This is a genomic window from Bosea sp. F3-2, from assembly GCF_008253865.1.
GTDB lineage: Bacteria > Pseudomonadota > Alphaproteobacteria > Rhizobiales > Beijerinckiaceae > Allobosea.
The window spans coordinates 25599-45228 of sequence record NZ_CP042331.1 but is presented as its reverse complement, the minus strand read 5'-3'; the positions used below and the strand labels follow the sequence as shown (position 1 = coordinate 45228).

21 protein-coding genes are annotated in these 19630 nt (G+C 66.2%); 9 read left to right on the top strand and 12 right to left on the bottom strand.

Translation table 11 applies throughout. The annotated features are described in order from the left end of the window. Positions 1-149 precede the first annotated feature (149 nt). Both FQV39_RS00225 and FQV39_RS00220 read right to left on the bottom strand, forming a co-directional pair. A complete protein-coding gene (locus FQV39_RS00225; RefSeq protein WP_149128474.1) occupies positions 150-2234 on the bottom strand; it encodes an elongation factor G in 2085 nt (694 codons plus the stop codon). Positions 2235-2633: 399 nt separating this feature from the next. Further along, positions 2634-3386 (bottom strand): bestrophin-like domain, encoded by a 753-nt coding sequence (locus tag FQV39_RS00220; protein ID WP_187640294.1) that lies wholly within the window; start codon positions 3384-3386, stop codon positions 2634-2636. A 358-nt stretch (positions 3387-3744) separates the two neighbouring features. On the opposite strand from FQV39_RS00220, the gene FQV39_RS00215 reads away from it, so the two are divergent. Beyond that, positions 3745-4338, top strand: a complete 594-nt coding sequence (locus tag FQV39_RS00215; protein ID WP_149128473.1) for a GrpB family protein — start codon at positions 3745-3747, stop codon at positions 4336-4338. 387 nt (positions 4339-4725) lie between these two features. Here the strand turns inward: FQV39_RS00215 and FQV39_RS00210 are convergent, their stop codons facing one another. Further along, positions 4726-4941 carry a DUF1059 domain-containing protein gene (locus tag FQV39_RS00210; RefSeq protein ID WP_149128472.1) on the bottom strand — a complete coding sequence of 72 codons (216 nt, stop codon included), beginning with the start codon at positions 4939-4941 and terminating at the stop codon, positions 4726-4728. A gap of 258 nt (positions 4942-5199) precedes the next feature. Here FQV39_RS00210 and FQV39_RS00205 point away from each other — a divergent pair, with 258 nt between their 5' ends. Beyond that, positions 5200-5508, top strand: a complete 309-nt coding sequence (locus FQV39_RS00205; protein ID WP_248313183.1) for a hypothetical protein — start codon at positions 5200-5202, stop codon at positions 5506-5508. A gap of 32 nt (positions 5509-5540) precedes the next feature. Here FQV39_RS00205 and FQV39_RS32975 read toward each other — a convergent pair whose 3' ends face one another. After that, a complete protein-coding gene (locus FQV39_RS32975; protein ID WP_187640126.1) occupies positions 5541-5693 on the bottom strand; it encodes a hypothetical protein in 153 nt (50 codons plus the stop codon). Positions 5694-5903: 210 nt separating this feature from the next. On the opposite strand from FQV39_RS32975, the gene FQV39_RS00200 reads away from it, so the two are divergent. Further along, positions 5904-6146 (top strand): hypothetical protein, encoded by a 243-nt coding sequence (locus tag FQV39_RS00200; protein ID WP_149128471.1) that lies wholly within the window; start codon positions 5904-5906, stop codon positions 6144-6146. A 194-nt stretch (positions 6147-6340) separates the two neighbouring features. On the opposite strand, the gene FQV39_RS00195 is transcribed toward FQV39_RS00200, so the two are convergent. Further along, on the bottom strand, positions 6341-7057 hold the full coding sequence (locus FQV39_RS00195; RefSeq protein WP_149128470.1) for an MgtC/SapB family protein: 717 nt from the start codon (positions 7055-7057) through the stop codon (positions 6341-6343). Between the two features lie 175 nt (positions 7058-7232). Then, positions 7233-7871, bottom strand: a complete 639-nt coding sequence (locus FQV39_RS00190) for a Spy/CpxP family protein refolding chaperone (protein WP_149128469.1) — start codon at positions 7869-7871, stop codon at positions 7233-7235. Between the two features lie 173 nt (positions 7872-8044). Here FQV39_RS00190 and FQV39_RS00185 point away from each other — a divergent pair, with 173 nt between their 5' ends. The 6 genes from FQV39_RS00185 (at position 8045) to FQV39_RS00160 (ending at position 13922) form a co-directional block, all read left to right on the top strand. Continuing rightward, positions 8045-9043 carry a P1 family peptidase gene (locus FQV39_RS00185; protein WP_149128468.1) on the top strand — a complete coding sequence of 333 codons (999 nt, stop codon included), beginning with the start codon at positions 8045-8047 and terminating at the stop codon, positions 9041-9043. A 123-nt stretch (positions 9044-9166) separates the two neighbouring features. Beyond that, a complete protein-coding gene (locus FQV39_RS00180; RefSeq protein WP_149128467.1) occupies positions 9167-9481 on the top strand; it encodes a hypothetical protein in 315 nt (104 codons plus the stop codon). Further along, positions 9478-10938 carry a methyl-accepting chemotaxis protein gene (locus FQV39_RS00175; protein ID WP_187640125.1) on the top strand — a complete coding sequence of 487 codons (1461 nt, stop codon included), beginning with the start codon at positions 9478-9480 and terminating at the stop codon, positions 10936-10938. The genes FQV39_RS00180 and FQV39_RS00175 overlap by 4 nt, the downstream gene beginning before the upstream one ends. A gap of 140 nt (positions 10939-11078) precedes the next feature. After that, positions 11079-11444, top strand: coding sequence for a VOC family protein (locus FQV39_RS00170; RefSeq protein ID WP_149128465.1), 366 nt, complete (start codon positions 11079-11081; stop codon positions 11442-11444). A 40-nt stretch (positions 11445-11484) separates the two neighbouring features. Beyond that, a complete protein-coding gene (locus FQV39_RS00165) occupies positions 11485-12273 on the top strand; it encodes an ATP12 family chaperone protein (protein ID WP_149128464.1) in 789 nt (262 codons plus the stop codon). A 119-nt stretch (positions 12274-12392) separates the two neighbouring features. Continuing rightward, positions 12393-13922 (top strand): acyl-CoA carboxylase subunit beta, encoded by a 1530-nt coding sequence (locus FQV39_RS00160; protein ID WP_149128463.1) that lies wholly within the window; start codon positions 12393-12395, stop codon positions 13920-13922. Positions 13923-13931: 9 nt separating this feature from the next. On the opposite strand, the gene fabF is transcribed toward FQV39_RS00160, so the two are convergent. The 6 genes from fabF to FQV39_RS00130 all read right to left on the bottom strand — a co-directional run bounded on the left by fabF (position 13932) and on the right by FQV39_RS00130 (position 19478). Further along, a complete protein-coding gene (gene fabF, locus FQV39_RS00155) occupies positions 13932-15197 on the bottom strand; it encodes a beta-ketoacyl-ACP synthase II (RefSeq protein WP_149128462.1) in 1266 nt (421 codons plus the stop codon). Between the two features lie 10 nt (positions 15198-15207). Further along, complete coding sequence (locus FQV39_RS00150; protein WP_149128461.1) at positions 15208-15723, bottom strand: winged helix-turn-helix transcriptional regulator; 516 nt, start codon at positions 15721-15723, stop codon at positions 15208-15210. Between the two features lie 74 nt (positions 15724-15797). Further along, positions 15798-16940: an ABC transporter permease gene (locus FQV39_RS00145; protein ID WP_149128460.1), complete on the bottom strand. Its 1143-nt coding sequence runs from the start codon at positions 16938-16940 to the stop codon at positions 15798-15800. Continuing rightward, the gene (locus FQV39_RS00140; protein ID WP_149128459.1) at positions 16937-17863 is read right to left on the bottom strand and encodes an ABC transporter ATP-binding protein; all 927 of its coding nucleotides are present in this window, start codon (positions 17861-17863) and stop codon (positions 16937-16939) included. The genes FQV39_RS00145 and FQV39_RS00140 overlap by 4 nt, the downstream gene beginning before the upstream one ends. Beyond that, on the bottom strand, positions 17860-18819 hold the full coding sequence (locus FQV39_RS00135) for an HlyD family secretion protein (protein ID WP_149128458.1): 960 nt from the start codon (positions 18817-18819) through the stop codon (positions 17860-17862). Before FQV39_RS00135 ends, FQV39_RS00140 begins: the two co-directional genes overlap by 4 nt. Beyond that, positions 18816-19478 (bottom strand): CerR family C-terminal domain-containing protein, encoded by a 663-nt coding sequence (locus FQV39_RS00130; protein WP_149128457.1) that lies wholly within the window; start codon positions 19476-19478, stop codon positions 18816-18818. Before FQV39_RS00130 ends, FQV39_RS00135 begins: the two co-directional genes overlap by 4 nt. Between the last annotated feature and the right edge of the window lie 152 nt (positions 19479-19630).

Genomic DNA, 19630 nt, shown 5'->3' with positions numbered 1-19630 from the left:
ATCGCGAAAATGCTCTAGGTCTTTGTTTTATCGCATTTTCTTCACGCGAACCGGTATCCACTTCGCTCGAAAATGCTCTAGCTCGGACCGATCCTGGGCATAGGTCCGATTGCCTTCTGGTTTTGCTCCTCTCTGGAGTCTGCCCCCCGTCAGCGCCCCTGAGCAGAGGCCAGGGCCTGCGCGGAGACGACCGCCTCCGCCGGCTTGCCGGCGAGCTCCGCCAGATGGTCGAAGCGTGCGTTGAACGAGCCGACGCCCGAGGTCGCCGAGCGCAGCTCGACGATGAGCCCGGGCATCTCGGCTTCCGGCACCAGCGCCTTGATCTGGTCCCAGCCGCGCCAGCCCGGCCGCGTATCGTAGCCGAGGATCTGGCCGCGCCGCGCCGAGATCAGCGCCGATGCGCGCGACATTGCTTCCGACGGGATGACGACATCGACGGACAGGATCGGCTCGAGCAGCACGGGCTTCGCCCCCGGCATCGCCTCGCTCATCGCCAGCCGCGCCGCCTGCCGGAACGCCATGTCCGAGGAATCGACCGTGTGGTAGGAGCCATCCGTCAGCGTCACCTCGATATCGACGACCGGGAAGCCGAGTGGCCCCTTCTCGCAGAAGTCGCGCATGCCGGCCTCGACCGAGCCGATATACTGGCGCGGCACCACCCCGCCGGTGATCTTGTCGACGAAGCGAATGCCGTCCCCACGCGGCAGCGGCACGACCTCGATCACGACGTCGCCGTACTGGCCATGGCCGCCGCTCTGCTTGCGATGCCGGCCGCGCGCGCCGGCGTGGCCACGGATGCTCTCGCGATAGCCGACCTGGGGCGGACGGCTCGCGACAGTCACACCGTAGCGGCCCGCGAGCTTCTCGAGCGCGACGCGCAGATGCATCTCGCCCTGCCCCGACAGGCGGGTCTCGCCCAGCTCAGGGATCTGCGTGACCGCAAGCGCGGTGTCCTCCTCCACCAGCCGCTGCAGGGCTGCGGCCAGCCGGACATCGTCCTTGCGATCCCGTACGGAGATGGCGACGGCGTGGACCGCCTCAGGCGGTGCGATCGCGCTGACGACGTTCGCCCGCTGCTTGCCGAGCATGAAGGCATCGCCGGTGCCGATGCCTTCCAGCTTGGCGAAAGCCGCGACCTCGCCCTCCTCGGCCGCCGGCTTGCGGCTCTGTTCGGCGCCCTTCAGCGTCAGCACGCTGGCGATGCGGGCTTCGACCCCTCCCGACGAGGTCACGACATCGCCTTCCGCCAGCCGGCCGCGCATCACCCGCGCCAGTGAGAGCTTGCCGCCCTGGCTCGAATGCCAGGTCTTCATCACCTGGGCGAGCGGCGGCCCCTCGGCGAGAATGCCGGCGCGCCCGCACGTCTCGGCGAGGGTCGGAGCCTCATGCCTGAGTGCCTTGAGCAGCCGGGTCACGCCATTGCCGCGCTCCGCCGCGCCGATCAGCACCGGCACGACATGGCGATGCTGCAATTCGCGGGCGAGATCGTCGAAGATGCGGTCGCGCGGCGGCTCCATGTCGCCGAGCAACTCCTCCATCAGCTCGTCGTCATAGTCGGCGAGCCGCTCGAGCATGGAGAAGCGCGCCTCCTTCTCCCGGCCATTCTCGTCCACCGCCAGCGGCACGATCTCGCTCGGCGCATGCTCGCGGTAGATGAAGGCCCGCTCAAGGGCGAGGTCGATGAAGCCGACGGCGATGCCGTTCTTCCAGATCGGGATCTGGCGCAGCAGGAGCGGCGTGCGTGAGGCGCGCTGCAGGATGCCGAGCGTCTCGCGGACGCGGCGCGAGGCCGTGTCGATCTTGTTGAGGAAGAGGAAGCGCGGAATATCCGCCTCCTCGAGTTCGCGCAGGACCAGTTCCAGCGCCGGCGCCTTGCGGTCATCCGCCTCGCAGACAACGACGGCGGCATCGACTGCCGGCAGCACATGGCGCATCTCGTGCAGGAACTCGACCGAGCCGGGACAGTCGATGAAATGGAAGGTGTCGCCGAGGAATTCGACCGTCGCGACGCTGGGCTCCGTGCTCATCTGATGCGCCCGTGCCTCGGGCGCCGCATCGCCGACCGTATTGCCGTTCTTGACCGCGCCCGTGCGCGAAAGCGCGCCGCAGCGCATCAGGATGCTTTCGAGCAAGGTGGTCTTGCCGCTCTGGAAGGGGCCGACGATCGCGATGCACCGTGGCCCCGCGCGCCTAAGGCCGCGGGCTGCGTCTCCCCTGCCGTTCTGTGCTGCCATGACGTCCTCCTTCGGGTTGGACCGCGAGGACGAAAGGGCTCGCCCCTCATCGGCGCGGATGGAGGCCGGCGCAGCGGGAAGGAAAGCCCTGAGGCGCCGGTCGGGCGGCGGTCGCACCGGCCCGAACGGGTCGGGCGGCCGTCGAAGAGGCATAGGAAGGGAGGTTCGCGCCGTTCGCGAGCTGGCGCAAGGGATTTATCCGCGGCGCTGTAATGACGACGAAGACCGCCGAGATGCTCGGCTCGAACGACAGAACGCTACACTCCCGTGCATTCGCCGCATCGATCCGGGAGACTTGCCCCCGTCATGCTCCCCTTGTGGCGAGCATCCCCATCTTGCGCCCTCGCCGGTTGGTTCTGCGGTTCCAAAGGCATGGTTCGCCGGCGGCGATAACCTCGATCAGGGCTTACCAAGCCGCTCCAGGACCAGCCGCAGCGGCGCGTCGGACACCCGGATGTAGCCGAGATAAGGGTGGTCCATATCGATGATGAGCACCAGTGCCCCTGCCACGGATATCGCCGACACGAGGAGGAACACGGTCACCGTCGCGTTTGCCGGCGCAAGCAATCCGAAGGATACGAAGAGGAGCGCCAGCCAGAAGACGATGAAGACGATGAAAACGCTCGGAAATCCTCCGGCCTCGGTTTCCGGCCGCGACCATCGGGTCTCCGCGACCTGCCCGGTCAGCTGGAGGGCTCGCGACTGAAGCCAGCGCTGCCCATCCGTCTTCGGGATCAAGTCCCGCAGGCGGTCCTGGATCCGCTCGAGATCCAGCTCGTCATTGAGCGAGGCGGCGTTCAACGTGCCGCTGTCGATCTCGAGCTTACGGTGCTCGACAAGCCGGCGAAGCGATTGGCGCATCTCCGCAGTCTCTGGTCCGTAATGAGCCAGGGCGCCGTCCAGCAGCAGGATGCGCGCCGCGGTCGCCCTCAGCTCGGCCCCCGCATCGTCGAAGGAGCGCTTTGCCGAGGCGATCAGCAGGCCCAGCGCCAGCGCCGAAAGCGTTCCGATGATGGCCGTGGCCAGCTTGATGGCATCTCGCGAGTCAGGCGTGAGATGGTGCTCGGGAAGCCGGTTCTTCACGAACATGCCGAACAAGGCCGCGCCGAAGATGACAAGGAACGCGAGAACGCCAATCGTGAACGGTTCCATCGCGAACCAGCCCCCCACATCAGCCGCAATTTCGATTGTAGTGCCTCTACAGACGCTCTGCACACTACCATTTGGAGAGGCAGCCGGCCCCTGACCATCCGTCTGGGCTCAGCGTCTGTAGCGAAGGCCGGCGGCGCACAGCGCTGCTCGCGCTCCCACGGGCGAGGTCGCATGAGGTCTGCGCAGGCGGCACTCTCAAATGTTGGAGTTCAGCTGAGCCGGCGGCGGCAATAGGATGGTCGTCGGCGACCGCAACCCACTGCGGTCGGCCTTGAGCTAACCGCTGCTAGATCGCCGCACGTCCTATTGGACGCGATAACGGTGATCTATGTCTTTGTTTTCGCATCGGATTTTAGGCATGGAACGCTGGCCGGATGAAGCTTCAATCGTCACATTCGAGGAAGGCGACCCGAGCGAAAACCCTTGGGTCAACGGCCGTCCGAAGCAAGAAGAGATTGAGGTCGAGGCCTATAGTCCGCGCTGGGCCGAGCAGTATGAAATTCGTAAGGCCGAAATCGAAGCGGTTGTCGGCGGTGTTGTTGGAGTTGAGCATGTTGGCTCGACCGCGGTGCCAGGGCTCCCCGCAAAGCCGGTGATCGATATCGATCTCATTGTCGCGGACCCTGAACGTGAGGAGGAATACGTCCCCGCTCTCCAGGCGCTCGGCTATGAGCTGACGGTCAGGGAGCGCTCATGGTACCAGCACCGCATGCTGCGCCATGATAGTCCGCGCGTGAACCTGCATGTGTTTGGTCCCGCCTGTCCCGAGCATGCGCGGCATGTTTTGTTCCGCGATCGGCTCCGTGAGCAGCCAGCGGACAGGAAACGCTACGCCGATGCAAAGATTCTGGCAAAGGATGGGGTGACCAACGCACTCGATTACAATCGGCGGAAGCAGGACGTAGTGTTGGATATCTATCGGGATATCTTCGAAAGCCGGGGTTGGATCTGAGGCAAGCTGACCACAACGGCTTGCCCGAAGGCACAAATTCCTAAAGTCGCAATGGGCCGCAAGCGGAAGCTAGCTTGCCGCCCGATCATCCATGAACGACGCACGCATTTGCGCAGGCACAACATCATCCCCGCCAAACCAGCGCCCTCGCGACCACCGGCAGCGGCACGCGACTGCCCCATCTCTATCTTCAGGCTACGCTCCTCGGCGTGCCCCCTTACTCAAGGCGCTCTTAGAGACGCCCTGCAGGGTTCTGCAGGCTGTCCGCCTCACGCCCCCTCCTTGTCCCTGCAGAAGCTGCCCTTCAGGCCCCATGGTCATCGCAACAACGCGCCTTAACGCTCTCCGAGCGCGCGGTGTAACTTGCGGAGCCGGCGTGTTTGCGCGTCAAGCCGCGCGATCCGGCGCCCTCTCGGACGGCATGCCATCCTGGATGATGCTTTTGATTTGGTCGCGTAGCTCGGGCGTATCCTGATGCCCATGCACAGCGACGGCATGCTGCACCGCTGCCTGCAGGAGTTCGTCTTCAGTATCGGCGCTGATCGCGATTGAGCACTTCATCTCACTCGGAAATGCCCGGCAGTCGATGAATTTGCGTCCCATGGCGTCCTCCCTTGGGAAACAGCAAACACGCCTCCGTTCCATCAGCCGAAGGCTGTGTCGTTCACCATACGCTTATGCCGGGGCTGTCGCAAAAAGATACAGTGACGGTACTCCGTCCGGCCGACAGGCAAACTCCGGAGGATGGCAGAGCATCAGCCATCCCCGTTTTTGTTGGAATTGTCCCAGCTCCATCCGGCACCAGAACAGCCGCCCATCCTTGAGCAGCCGGCGCGGCTTTCCTAAGCTTCAGCAATGCCGATGAAGACGACGACCGCGCATCTCGCCTGGAATCCCGATACCGAAGCCCGCAGATGCCGGCCCGGCCGTGCTCTCGGATGGCTCGCCCTGCTCGCCTTTCTGGCGATGCTATCGGCCGCGCAGGCCGAAGTGCGGTTCGGCCGCAACGTCCGTGTCGGAGGCCATGATTTCTCGAACCAGAGCTTCGATCGTAAGCGCCGGGCGGTCATCCATCTTTATGATCGGACGCCGAGCAACGCCGGCTGCGTCTGGCGTTCGGATGGGCGGGGCGGAAGAGTGAAGACCTGTCACCTGCGCCGGATCAAGTGAACCGCGGCCGATCGGCCGCGAAGGAGCATCCTTTAAAGATGCGAGCCGACCTCATCACGGAAGTAGTAGCAGCCCAGCCCGACGCAGCCGATCAGGATCGACAGCGCATAGGGGCCGAAGAGGCACACGACAAAGACAGAGCCGATGAAGGCTCGCATCGCCCATGCTAACCACGTCTGCTTCATGGCTAACCTCTCGCATTGCCTTTCCTGACAAAACGTAAACGGCGAGCCGTGAATCTGATCTGAATGGATATGGTAAATCGCGAAATCCCTATTCAGATCCGCATGTTAGCAAGTTCGGCAAAATCAGGGCGAAGCCGATGAATTCCGTTCTCACTGTCGCCTTAATACCGTAGCGTCATCGTCGTCCTCGCTCCCGCGGAGAGATTCGCCATGACCAGAACGTTGTTGATTGCCCTCGTACTGTCCTGCTCCGCGAGCCTGGCCTATGCCCAAAGCTGCAACATCCAGGCTTCGGACAAGAAGCTCGCGGGCGCGGCCAAAACCAGCTTCCTGACCAAATGCGAGAAGGACGCGACCGCGGCCTGCGACAAGCAGGCGGCCGACAAGAAACTGGCCGGCGCCGCCAAGACGAGCTTCACCAAGAAATGCGTGACCGACGCCGTCGGCGGTTGAGCGGCCAGCTCTTTTTCGATCAGGCTGAACCGTCATTGCGAGCGTAGGCGAAGCAATACAGGGGAACGTAGAGCTCTATGTCCCCCTGGATTGCTTCGTCGCTTCGCTCCTCGCAATGACGGCTCGCGCGATTCAATCTGATCGAAATCAGCTTCAGAGCATCGCCCCGCCGCAGGATCGGCCGGGCGGGCTGCTCAGTCGCTGGTGCTGCTCTCCCAGGTGGCATGGCTCACACTCGGCAGGCGCGCCAGCCTGTCGACGACCTGATCGAGCTCCTTGCGGTCGACCGCCGTGCTGATGAGCTTGGCGACGATCTCGATTGCGTCCTCGCCACGCTCGACCGTTGTGATATCGCTGACCGGATATTGCGCCGCTTCGAGATAGTCGACGAGCGTCTCGCGCACCTCGGCGAGCGCCTGGGTCCGCGTGGTGACGACGACTTCATAGGTTGCCTCGAGCGCCTGCTCGTTGAGCGGGATGCGGTTGATCGCGTTGACGAGCGGCCGCAACAACGTGTTGCCGAAGATGACGAAGGTCGCGACGAGGGCGGCTTCGGCGATCATGTCCGCGCCGGCGCAGGCACCCACGGCGGCTGAGCCCCAGAGCGTTGCCGCGGTGTTGAGGCCGCGGACGTTCATGCCCTCTTTCATGATCACGCCGGCGCCCAGGAAGCCGATGCCCGAGACGACATAGGCGATCACGCGGATCGCGCCGGGCGCTCCCTCGATGCGCATGCCGAGATCGACGAACGCCGCGGCACCGAGCGCGACGAGGACGGTCGTGCGCAATCCCGCGGTACGCTGCCGGTACTGGCGTTCGACACCGATCAGCATGCCCAGCACGAAAGCAGCCGTCAGGCTGACGACCGTATCCAGGAAAGGCGCGAGTTCGAAGGTCTGGATGAAGCGCATGGCCGCTGGCTAGAGCATCGGACCGAAAAGTGGAATCCGCTTTTCAGAGAAATCCGATTCTGTGATCTAGCCGGGCAGGCTGTGGTGCTCCGCATGAAGCTCCGCCTCCGGCAAGCCGGAGGCGCCATGTCGTCAGAGTTCAGTGCAGGACAGGAATGGACGGCTGGAACCCGGCTCACTCGTCGTCGTCGTAGCCGCCACGATCGCGCCGGTCGTCCCGGTCGCGCCAGCGGCGCATGCCGCGATAGTCCTCATCCTGCTGCCCGCCGCCGCGCCAGGCCCGCATCTCGCGGAAACGCTCTTGCCCTTCCGCCATCGCCTCGCGCACCGAGCGGCGCAGCACCGTCTTCTGCTCGTCGCTGAGGGTGGCCCAGAGCGGACGAACCGCGTCCGCCAGTTCCTTGGAACGCGCCGCCCGCTCATTCTGCCGGTTGGCGGCTGCATCGAGACGCTCCATCAGATCGGCATGGCGCAGCTTTTCGCGCTCCTCGCGCATCGCCGCCATTTGCTGAACACGCTGCTCGCTCCGTTGCTTGACGAGCGCCTCGACCTTGTCGAACAACGGGATCTGCTCCGGCTTGAGCTTGAGATCGGCGCGCACCTTCGCCAGCCGCTCGTCGAGCCGCGCCTTGGCGCGCTCGGCGCGCTGCTCACGCCAGTCCTGCCGGCGCTGGTCGCGGCTATCGGTACGCTCCTGCTTCTGGTTCTGATCGCTGCCTGCCGGTGGAACCGGCTGCGGCTGTGGTTGCGCGAATGCGAGAGTGCCAGCGAGCATCGCGATCGACGAAGCGGCGATGAGGGCGATGGGTTTCATGGGAATCTCCCTTGAGGCAGTCCGATCGGTATGTCGCTTAGCGGGTCTCGAAGCCGATTGGCGATGAGCTCAGCCTGCCCCCCGATGTCTGACCCAGCAATGGCTCCAAGATGAAAAGATCGTAATGTGACGACAACGCACGCAACGCGATTCGGTTCGCCATCGGACGTCCCATGCACAACCTCATCACCGATGTCCGCGGCCTTCTCGTCGGCCAGGCAGATGACGTTGCGGCAGCGACCGGCGTGACGGCGGTCGTCTTCGAGCGCCCGACGGTCGCCTCCGCCGCTGTGCTCGGCGGCGCGCCCGGCACCCGCGAGACGGCCCTGCTCATCCCGGAAATGACCGTCGAGCATGTCGACGCGATCGTGCTCTCCGGCGGCTCCGCCTGGGGCCTCGGTGCCGCCGACGGCGTGATGCGTTGGCTGGCGCGCGAAGGGCGCGGCTTTCCGGTTGGAGCCTTCCGCGTCCCGATCGTGCCGCAGGCCATCCTGTTCGACCTCACCAATGGCGGCGAGAAGCCATGGGCGCGCGGAGACGGCGAAACGCCCTATGGCGAACTCGGCGCGAAGGCCACCGCAGCGGCATCGACCTCTTTCGCTCTGGGTACCGCCGGCGCCGGCTTCGGCGCGACGACGGCCAACCTTAAGGGTGGCATCGGTTCGGCGAGCGCCCGTGCCGCGACCGGGCAGGTCGTCGGCGCCCTCGTCGCCGTCAACGCCGTCGGCACCGCGACGATCGGCGACGGCCCGCATTTCTGGGCCGCTCCCTATGAGCGTGACGGCGAGTTCGGCGGACTCGGCTGGCCGGCGACGATCGCACCCGCGGACACGGCTCTGCGCCTCAAGGGAGGCACCGGTCAGAACACGACGATCGCCCTGGTAGCGACCGATGCGGTGCTGACCAAGGCCCAGGCCCGCCGGCTTGCGCTGGCAGCCCATGACGGGCTTGCCCGCGCCCTGCGGCCGGCCCACGCCCCGCTCGACGGTGACGTCGTCTTCGCCGCAGCGACGGGCCAAAGCGGAGCACCATCCGACGCTTTCGCTCTCACCGAGCTTTGCGCCGCCGCCGCGGATGTCCTGGCCCGTGCCGTCGCCCGCGGCGTGCATGCCGCAACGGCGCTGCCCTTCCCCGGTGCCAGACCGGCCTGGAGAGACCGTTTCGGCAGCTGAGCGACGACGCAACCACCGCGGGCGTACCGCTTCCGAACTGCCGCCGATTTACCAATTCGCAAGCCAGCTCCTGCAACCTGAACGATAGATTCGGCCTGCAAGGCCGGAGGGCTCGGGGGCAGGATGCGGGAGATCGGCTTTGGCCTGGTCTGCGGTATTGCCGCAGCGTTAGGTGCCTTCCTGATCGCGGCGTGGCCGGTGCAGGGCCGCCCCGTCGCGGCCTTCTTCCCGATCGGCAGTTCGGCGCACGACATGTCCGCCGCCATTGCCACGGCCGGCGGCAGCCTGATCCAGATCGACGCGACATCCGCCGTCACCGTGACGCTTGGCGAAGGCGACGGCTTTGTCGGGGCGCTCTATCAGGCCGGAGCGTGGCTGGTGATCGATGCCGGCCTCGCCCGGCTCTGCGTGGGCTCTGCCAAATGGAGCAGCCAATGAGCGACGTCGCCCGGTTTCGCGCGCGTTTTGCCCGCCTGCTTCTGCTCTTCCTGTGGATCAACACCACCCTTCTGATGCTCGCCCCGCTCGCTGAACCTCTGATCGGCAGGCGAGCGCTTGTTTTGGCGGGGGCGGCTCTGGCCGCGCTCGGCACGCTGGCCTGGCGTGTCTATGGCACGGACTGGCCTACCCGGCAGATCACGAGCATCGCGACGCTCGGCCAGGTCATGCTGCTGGTCTACGCCTTTGCCGGGCACCCCTACCAATCCGACATGCACATGTACTTTTTCGCCATGCTGGCCGTGCTCGCCGGCTGGCTCGACTGGCGCATCTTCATCCCGGCCACCATCGCGATCGCGACCCATCATCTCCTGCTCAGCCTTCTGCAGCCGGCCGGTGTCTTTCTGAACGGCAACGACGTCGGCCGCGTCCTGCTCCACGGCGCGATCGTCGCCGTGCAATCGGCAGCGCTGAGCTGGCTGGTTTGGTCCTTGCGACAGTCGCTCGAAATCTCGGAAACCGAACGCCGGCAGGCCGACGCCGCGCGCGAGGTCGCCGACGACGCTCGCCGCAATGTCGCCGAGACCACAGCCAGGGCGGCGAGTGAAAGGCAGCGCATCCTGAACAGCGTCGCAAATGACTTCGAGCACGCCGTCGCCCGCATCGCGCGCGACGTGATCGCCTCCGTGCAGTCTCTTCGCGCCGCCGCACAGCAGATGAAGAACGGCGCACTTGAGGTCTTGCAGCGTTCGACCGCAGCCTCTCAATCTTCGCGCCAGACCTCCTCCAACGTCGTGGCGGTGACGCAGGTCACCTCCGAGCTGGCAGAGTCCTTCGCGGAGGTGGACCGGCAAGTGGCGGAAACAGCACGCATCGTCGGTGCTGCGACCCTGCAGGCCGGCAACGTCCTGCACACCGTCGGCGATCTCTCCCGCAAGGCCGACGAGATCGGCAATATCGCCGGCGTGATCTCGACGATCGCCAAGCACACCAACCTGCTGGCGCTGAATGCCTCGATCGAGGCGGCGCGCCTCGGGCGCTCCGGCGGCGGCTTCACCATCGTGGCGCAGGAGATCAAGTCCCTGGCGAACCAGACCTGGCGCGCGACAGAGGAAATCCAGGGGCAGATCGAGGCGATCCATCGCTCCGGCTCCGAGGCCATCGCGGCGATCGACGCGATGAACGCGACCATCGGCTCGCTGAACCAAATCTCCGGCACGGTCGCGGTCGTCGTCGAACAGCAGAACGTGGCGACGGCAGGCATAGCCGACAATATTCGCCAGGCCGCGGATGAGACGATCGCTGCCGCCAGCAACATCGATATCGTCAGCCGCGTCGCCGCCGAGACCGATGAGGCCGCCAGCCACATCGCGCAATCCGCCGACCAGCTCTCACTCCAGTCTTCCCATCTCGATGCCGAGGTGGCGCAGTTCCTCGGACGCGTCCGGGTCGCCTGAAGTCCGGTTTCATGCCCGGCGCGAATGCGCCAGACCGCCTTGCGCGCGGCAAAGGCTCTGCCAGCTACCGTCGAGCGCCGTTTCGCGCAAGCGACGGGATTCTGTATGCTTCCTGGCTCACGCCCCGCGGAGAACATGCCATGGCCATCGCCCGCTACATCGTGGACAGTGTCGACGATGCCGTCGCCTTCTATCGCGATCATCTCGGCTTCGCGGTGGAACAGCAATTCGGACCCGCCATGGCGATCTTGACCCGCAATGGGCTGACGCTCTGGCTCGCCGGCCCCACGGCTTCCGCCTCGCGGCCGATGCCGGACGGGCGCAAGCCGATCCCCGGTGGTTGGAACCGCTTCGTCATCGAGGTCGCGAACCTGCCCGAGCTGGTCGAGGCCCTGCGCCGCAAGAGCGTCCCTTTCCGCAACGAGATCGTGGTCGGGCCGGGCGGCAAGCAGATTCTGTGCGAAGATCCTTCGGGCAATCTGATCGAACTGTTCGAGCCGACCTGACCAGCGACAGGCGGCCGCCGGCTGTGCTAGACCGCGCGCCATGTCCACCGATGATTTCCTCGCCCGCTTCGGCTCGCCCGGCGCCAGCCAGCCCGATCCCGTGGCGGCAGCCCAGCAGGCCATGCGCAATCCCCTGCCCGCGCGCTTCTACAAGGAGGCCGGCGTGCTGGAGCGCGACGGCCTGTTCCATATCGCGCTCGACGGCCGAACCGCCCGCACCCCGGCGCGCAAGCCGCTCGCGGTCGGCTCCCGCGATGTCGCAGAAGCGCTTGCCGCCGAATGGGAACGGCAGGCCGAGCGGATCGACCCGGCGCGGATGCCGCTCACGCGTCTGGTCAATTCGGCGCTGGACGGCGTCGAGGACCAGCAGGAAGCGGTTCGGGCCGAAATCGTGCGCTACGCCGCCTCGGACGCGCTTTGCTATCGCGCCGGCGAACCGGGGGCGCTCGTCGCGCGTCAGGATGCGGTCTGGCAACCCGTCGTGAAAGCCGTCGAGGCGCTGATCGGCGCCCGCTTCGTCCTGGCGGAGGGCGTCGTCTTCGCCGAGCAGCCGGCCGAGACGCTGGCCGCCGTCGCCCGGCACGTCGAGCAGATCCCCGCCCCGCTCGCGCTGGCCGGCGCGCACAATGTCATGACGCTGACCGGCTCGACGATCATCCTGCTCGCCCTCGCCAACGGGCTGATCGATGCGACAGCGGCCTGGGAGGCGGCCCATGTCGACGAGGACTACCAGATCTCCGTCTGGGGGCAGGATGAGGAAGCGGCCGAGCGCCGCGCGATCCGCCGCCGCGAGTTCGACGCCGCAGCGCTTCTGCTGTCGCAGGCCTGAGCCACCGGTCATCTGCATGATGCGCGGGCGCGCTTCGGCAAACGTCGCAATGGACTCTCACGGCAGCCCCGCTTAAGCCGGCTTTCGAGACGCGATTTCCGGCCGGGAGCCTTGCCGCCATGAAGGACATCCTCGAACAGCTCGAAACCCGGCGCGAAGGCGCCCGCAAGGGCGGCGGCGACAAGCGCATCGAGGCGCAACACAAGCGCGGCAAGCTGACGGCGCGCGAGCGCATCGAACTCCTGCTCGACAAGGACTCCTTCGAGGAGTTCGACATGTTCGTGCAGCACCGCGCCGTCGACTTCGGCATGGACAAGGCCGAGAAGATCCCCGGCGACGGCGTCGTCACCGGCTGGGGCACGGTCAACGGCCGCACCGTCTTCGTCTTCTCCAAGGACTTCACCGTCTTCGGCGGCTCGCTCTCCGAGACCCACGCCCAGAAGATCACCAAGATCCAGGACATGGCGCTGAAGATGCGCGCGCCGGTCGTCGGCCTGTTCGATGCCGGCGGCGCCCGCATCCAGGAGGGCGTCGCGGCGCTCGGCGGCTATGGCGAGGTCTTCAAGCGGAATGTGCAGGCCTCAGGCGTCATCCCGCAGATCTCGGTGATCATGGGCCCCTGCGCCGGCGGCGACGTCTATTCGCCGGCGATGACCGACTTCATCTTCATGGTCCGCGACACCAGCTACATGTTCGTCACCGGGCCGGAGGTGGTGAAGACCGTCACCAACGAGACCGTGACCTCCGAGGAACTCGGCGGCGCCAAGGTCCACACCTCGAAATCCTCGGTCGCTGACGGCTCCTTCGAGAATGATGTCGAAGCGCTGCTGCAGGTGCGCCGTCTGCTCGATTTCCTGCCGGCGAACAACACGGCCGGCGTCCCGGAATGGCCGAGCTTCGACGTGCCCGACCGCGTCGACATGAGCCTCGACACGCTCGTCCCGGACAATCCGAACAAGCCCTACGACATCAAGGAGCTGATCCTGAAGACGGTCGACGAGGGCGACTTCTTCGAGATTCAAGCTGCTTACGCCGGTAACATCGTCACCGGCTTCGGCCGCATCGAGGGCCGCACCGTCGGCATCGTCGCCAACCAGCCGATGGTGCTGGCCGGCGTGCTCGACTCCGACGCCTCGCGCAAGGCGGCGCGTTTCGTGCGCTATTGCGACGCCTTCGAGATCCCGATCGTCTCACTTGTCGACGTTCCCGGCTTCCTGCCGGGCACGGCGCAGGAATATGGCGGCCTGATCAAGCACGGCGCCAAGCTGCTCTTCGCCTATAGCGAATGCACGGTGCCGCTAGTCACGATCATCACCCGCAAGGCCTTCGGCGGCGCCTATGACGTCATGGCCTCAAAACACATCGGCGCCGATGTGAACTATGCCTGGCCAACGGCGCAGATCGCGGTGATGGGCGCCAAGGGCGCGGTCGAGATCATCTTCCGCGGCGGCGACGCCGAGACGATCGCACGCCAGACCAAGGAATATGAGGACCGCTTCATGTCCCCCTTCGTCGCGGCCGAGCGCGGCTATATCGACGAGGTGATCATGCCGCACTCGACCCGCCGACGCATCGCCCGCGCGCTGGCGATGCTCAGGACCAAGAGCGTCGAGCGGCCCTGGCGCAAGCACGACAACATCCCGCTCTGAGCGGGCTGCTTACGGCCAGCGCCTGAATACGGCGCTCGCATTCACGCCACCGAAGCCGAAGCCGTTCGAGATGGCATGTTCCATCGCGAGCGGCCGTGCCGCCTTTGCGACGAGGTCGAGCCCGGCCGCCGCCTCGTCCGGATTCTCCAGGTTGAGCGTCGGCGGGGCGATCTGGTCGCGCAGGGCCAGGATCGTGAAGATCGCCTCGAGGCCACCCGCTGCGCCGAGCAGATGGCCGGTCGCCGATTTCGTCGCGCTGATCGCAATGCCGCTCTCGGTACCGAACACCGCCTTGATCGCAGCCAGCTCACCACGGTCGCCGACCGGTGTCGAGGTCGAATGGGCGTTGAGATGGGCGACATCGGCCGGTCGGAGCCCCGCCTGCTTCAGCGCGGTCTCCATGGCGCGCTGCGCGCCGGAACCATCCTCGGGGCCCGAAGTGATGTGATAGGCGTCGGCGCTGGTGCCGTAGCCGGTCAGCTCGGCCAGGATCGTGGCGCCGCGCGCCTGCGCATGCTCCAGCGCCTCGATGACCAGAAGGCCCGCGCCCTCGCCCATGACGAAGCCGTCGCGGTCCCGGTCGAAGGGGCGCGAAGCCTTTTCCGGCTCATCGTTGAAGCCGGTCGAAAGGGCCCGGGCTGCGGCGAAGCCGCCAAGCGCGACGAGGTCGACGCAGGCCTCGGTGCCGCCGCAGAGCGCAATGTCGGCCTCGCCCGCCCGGATCAGCCGCGCTGCATCGCCGATCGCCTGCACACCGGCGGCGCAGGCCGTGACGGGCGCGCCGATCGGCCCCTTGAAGCCGTGCTCGATCGAGACATGGCCAGCGGCGAGGTTGACCAGGAAGGACGGCACGGTGAAGGGCGAGAGCCGGCGCACGCCGCGCTGGTCGGTAGTCCGCACCGCCTCGGCGATCGCCGGGAAGCCGCCGATCCCCGAGGCGATCACAGTAGCCGTGCGCTCGCGCTCGCCCTCGTTCTGCGGCTGCCATCCCGCCTGCTCCAGCGCTTCCTTGGCGGCGACCAGCGCGAACTGGATGAAGCGATCCATCTTGCGCTGGTCCTTCGGCGCGATCACCGCATCGGGATCGAAGCCGCCCTCGGCATCCTCGGCTTTGGACGGCACGATGCCCGCGACCTTGGCCTGCAGCGTCTCGACAATCGAGTCCGGCAGGCGACGCAAACCCGACCGCCCCGCAAGCAAGCGTTGCCAGGCGATCTCGGTTCCGCAGCCGAGAGGCGAGACCACGCCCATTCCGGTCACGACGATGCGACGCATGGAGAGACTCCTATTCGCGAGGGGACGGCACGGCCGCGGCCCGCGTCGCGACGACGGCAAGGCGCTGCAGCATGGCGGGGCTGGCCTGCGGGCCAGCGATCACGGTGACATTGTCGGGGCTGACGGGCTGCGCGGTCTGCGCATCCGCGAAGGCCGGCACGACCGGCCGTCCAGTTTCCCGGTCGGCGAGCAGCAAGGCCTCTCCTTCCGGTGCGAGATGCTGGTTGCCGAAAGCGACCAGCGTAGCAATGACCGGGAAGAAGTCCCGCCCTCTGCGCGTCAGCACATATTCGTAGCGCTTGGGCCGCTCGCTATAGAGACGGCGCTCGAACAGGCCGGCCTCGGTGAGATGTTTCAAGCGCCGCGCCAGCATGTTCGGCGCGATGCCGAGGTTGCGCTGGAACTCGTCGAAACGGGTGAAGCCTGCCAGTGCATCGCGCAGGATCAGGATGCTCCACCATTCGCCTACGGCCTCGACCGCACGGGCGCAGGGACATTCGGCGAGCGGAAGGAGCCGGGGCTGCATGCGCCTCAGTTAGTGAAGTCACTATCATTTTGCAAGCCAATCTCACGGCCTGCCCTTCTGCGCCGCGGCTCCGCTCAATCCAGCGTGTTTCGGAACCGCATCAGTGCAACGCCGGCAAAAATAGGCACGAACAAGCTGAGATAGATCACCTCGTCGCCGATATCCCTGAGATCGGCACCCTTCAGCATGATCGCACGGATGATGCGCAGGAAATGCGTCAGCGGAAAGATCTCGCCCAGCGTCTGCGCCCAGCCCGGCATCCCGGCGAAGGGGAACATGAAGCCCGACAGCATCAGCGAGGGCAGGAAGAAGAAGAAGGTCAGTTGCATCGCCTGAAGCTGCGTGCGCGCCATCGTCGAGATGGTGTAGCCGAGCAGCACCAGCGCCAGAACGAAGATCAGGACACAGCTCAGGAGAAGCGCGAGCCCGCCGAGGAACGGCACGGCGAAGAGCAGCTTGGCTGCGCTGAGCACGACCACGACCTGCACCGCGCCGACCGCCAGATAGGGCAAGACCTTGCCGAGCATGATCTCGCCGGCCGTCGTCGGCATGGCGAGCAGGTTTTCCATCGTACCGCGCTCGATCTCGCGCGTGAGCGCCATCGCCGTCATCATCACCATCGTCATCTGCAGGATGACACCGAGCAGGCCGGGCACGATGTTGTACTGCGTGATGTTCTCGGGGTTGTAGCGGCGATGGACCACGAAGGAGAGCTCGTCACCGCCGGCAGCAGCCGGGTTCGTCTCGGGCACGCGGCCCTGGGCCCGCACCAGCGCGCGGCTAGCGATCGTCCCCAGCGCCGAGACCGCGCCGCTCGCCGCAGCCGGATCGGTGGCGTCCGCTTCGACAAGGATGCGCGGCTGATCAGCCCGCTCGACCCGCACGCCGAAATCGCTGGGAATGGTCACGAGGAAGGAGATATCCCCCTTGGCCATCAGGCTCTCCGCCTGCGCCGCGCTCTGCGGCCGCTCGCGGAAGCGATAGTAGTTCGAGACCTCCAACGCCGAGACCACGGCACGCGTATAACGATCCTGCCCGAGCGCCAGGATCGCGGCCGGCAGACCACGCGGATCGTTGTTGATCGCATAGCCGAAGAGCAGGAGTTGGAGGATCGGCACCGCCAGCATCATCGCGAAGGTGATGCGGTCACGCCGCATCTGCACGAATTCCTTGGCAAGCAGCGCGCCAAGCCGGCGGATGGAGAACAGCGCGCTCATGCCGCCCGCTCCTGTGCGTCCGCCATGAACTTGATGAAGACATCCTCCAGGCTGGTCTCGCCCGGCTCGACCTGGACCCCGTTCTCGCGCGCAAGCGGCGCGAGCGCGGCTTCCAGCTTGTCCTTATCCGTCCCGACAACGTGCAGCGTCGCGCCGAACGGAGCAACCTGCTCGACTCCTTCGGCCGTCGACAGCGCTCTGATCTGCGCGGGCTTCAGCGCCCCCTGGACGACATAAGTAACGAGGCCAGAGCCGCGGACCACGTCGTCGACGGTTCCCGTTGCCAGCATGCGGCCATGGGCGATGTAACCGATGCGATGGCAGCGCTCGGCCTCGTCCATGTAATGGGTCGAAACCAGGACGGTGATCCCGTCGCCGGCCAGCCGATGGATCTCGTCCCAGAATTCGCGCCGCGCCTTGGGGTCGACGCCTGCGGTCGGCTCGTCGAGCAACAGCAGCTTCGGCTGGTGCATGATGCAGGCGGCAAGCGCGAGCCGCTGCTTCCAGCCACCGGAGAGCGTGCCGGCGAGTTGGTCCTTGCGCGAGGCAAGCCCGAGCCCGCCGAGCGTCTTCGCCACCGCCTCCTCGACCCGCTCCAGTTCATAGAGCCGCGCCACGAAGGTCAGGTTCTCGGCGATGGACAGGTCCTCGTAGAAGGAGAAGCGCTGCGTCATGTAGCCGACCTGGCGCTTGATCGCGGCGCTCTGCGTGCGGAGATCAAGCCCGAGCACGGTGCCCTCCCCGGCATCGGGCCTGAGCAGGCCGCAGATCATCCGGATCGTCGTGGTCTTGCCTGAGCCGTTGGGGCCGAGGAAGCCGACGATCTCGCCAGGCGCCAGGGCGAGATCGACATTGTCGACCACCGTGCGCTTGCCGAAGCGCTTGGTCATGCCGCGCACATCGATGGCGAGCGGCGCGCTCATCTTTGTCCCCGCAACATGACGTCGACGATCTGCCCGGGCTGAAGCACCGATTGCGGCCCGCCATCCGGACGCGCCTCGACGAGATAGACCAGCTTCTGACGCGTCTGCGCCGAATAGATCACCGGCGGCGTGAATTCGGGCTCCGGCGAGACATAGGTCACGCTCGCCGTCAGCCCTGCCACGCAGCCATCGCAGCGGACATCGAGCCGCATCCCCGGCTTCACGCTCGAAATCCAGATTTCCGGCACATAGAGCATCAGCTTGGCTGCCCCGTCAGGCAGCATCAGCAGCACGGGCGCGCTCGGCCCGCCGAGCTCGCCGACACGGCGCAGCACATCGCTAATCCGGCCGTTGGCCGGCGCGACAAGGCGGCGCTGCGACAGCCGCCAGCGCGCCTGCTCCAGGGCTGCCCTCGCCTGCTCGACCTGGTTCTCGCTCGCCTTGATCTCATCCGGTCGCGCAGCGAGTCGGGCGACCGCAAGATTGGCGATGAACTCCCGCACGCGTGCGCTGGCGACGTCCCGCGCGGTCAGCGCCTGGTCGAGATCAGCCTGGGAGGAGACACCGCGCCGGAAAAGATCTTGGCGGCGTTCCAAGGCCCGTTCGCTCTCGCGCTCCTGTGCCCTGCCGGAGGCCAGACTTGCTTCGATCACCGCGATCTCTTCCGCCCGCTTGCCGCTGCGCAGGTTTTCGAGCTGTGCCTGCGCCTGAATCAGCCGGGCCTCGCTTTCGGCGACCGCATTCTCCGCATCCGTGGTCTCCAGCGCCGCCACGACCTTGCCGGCCTCGACGCGCTCGCCGCGGCGCACATCGATACGTTCGATACGAGCCGTGTCGATCGGACCAAGCCGTACATACTCGCCCTCGACATAGCCCGCGATGCGCACCGAATCCGAGACACAGCCCGGAACGATCGAGCCCAGCAGAGCGATGGAACAGAGAAAGCCGAGAATCATGAGCGTTCTCCTCGCGCTGCCAGAACCGAGGCGGTGACCGCCGCGCGGATAGTGCTGGCGATGGCTTCGCTCTCGACCTCACCGATCGCTTGCCATTCCATGCGCCGGATGACGGCGGGCCTTGCGAGCCGGAAGTAGAGGACCTGACCAATCATCGCGAAAACGGCGAGCTTGGTTCCCGGCGCTTCGGGATCCCTGCCGGTTGCCATGCCCCACAGCGCGCAGAGCCGGCCATGAATCGGCCCCACCATGCCCTCGTAGAGCAGATCGAAGGCGGGAGACGGCTCCATCATCTCGCGAACGACGAAGCGTGCGATCGCCTCGCTCTCGGGAGCACGGGTGGCAAAGGCGATCACGCGGCTGACCGCTATGAGCACAGCCTCCAAGGCCACATCCGGATGCAACGCCGGCGGCAAGGGCGCGAGCTGATCCTGCCCGAGCACCCTCTCCCGCATCGTGGCGACGATCGCCTCGGCACAGGCCCGGCGCAGACCGCCCTTCCCCCCAAAATGATAGGCGATACCGGCGCTGTTGACGCCCGCGGTCTGTGCGATTTCGCGGATCGAGCTCGCGTCGAAGCCGTTCCTGCCGAACAGCTCCAGCCCCGCGCGGATCAGCGCCTCCCGTGTTCCACGGTCTGCATCTGATATCGCGATCATGCCGGAAGAATACTCTTCTCGCCGACCTCAATCAATCGATTGATTAAATTCAGCAACGAAGCTGCGCTCCGCTCTTCAGGCAATTCCCCGGCTCCATGACATGACTTGCGCCGGAGAATGGGTTAAGGCGGCAGCCATTCTCTCACCCATCC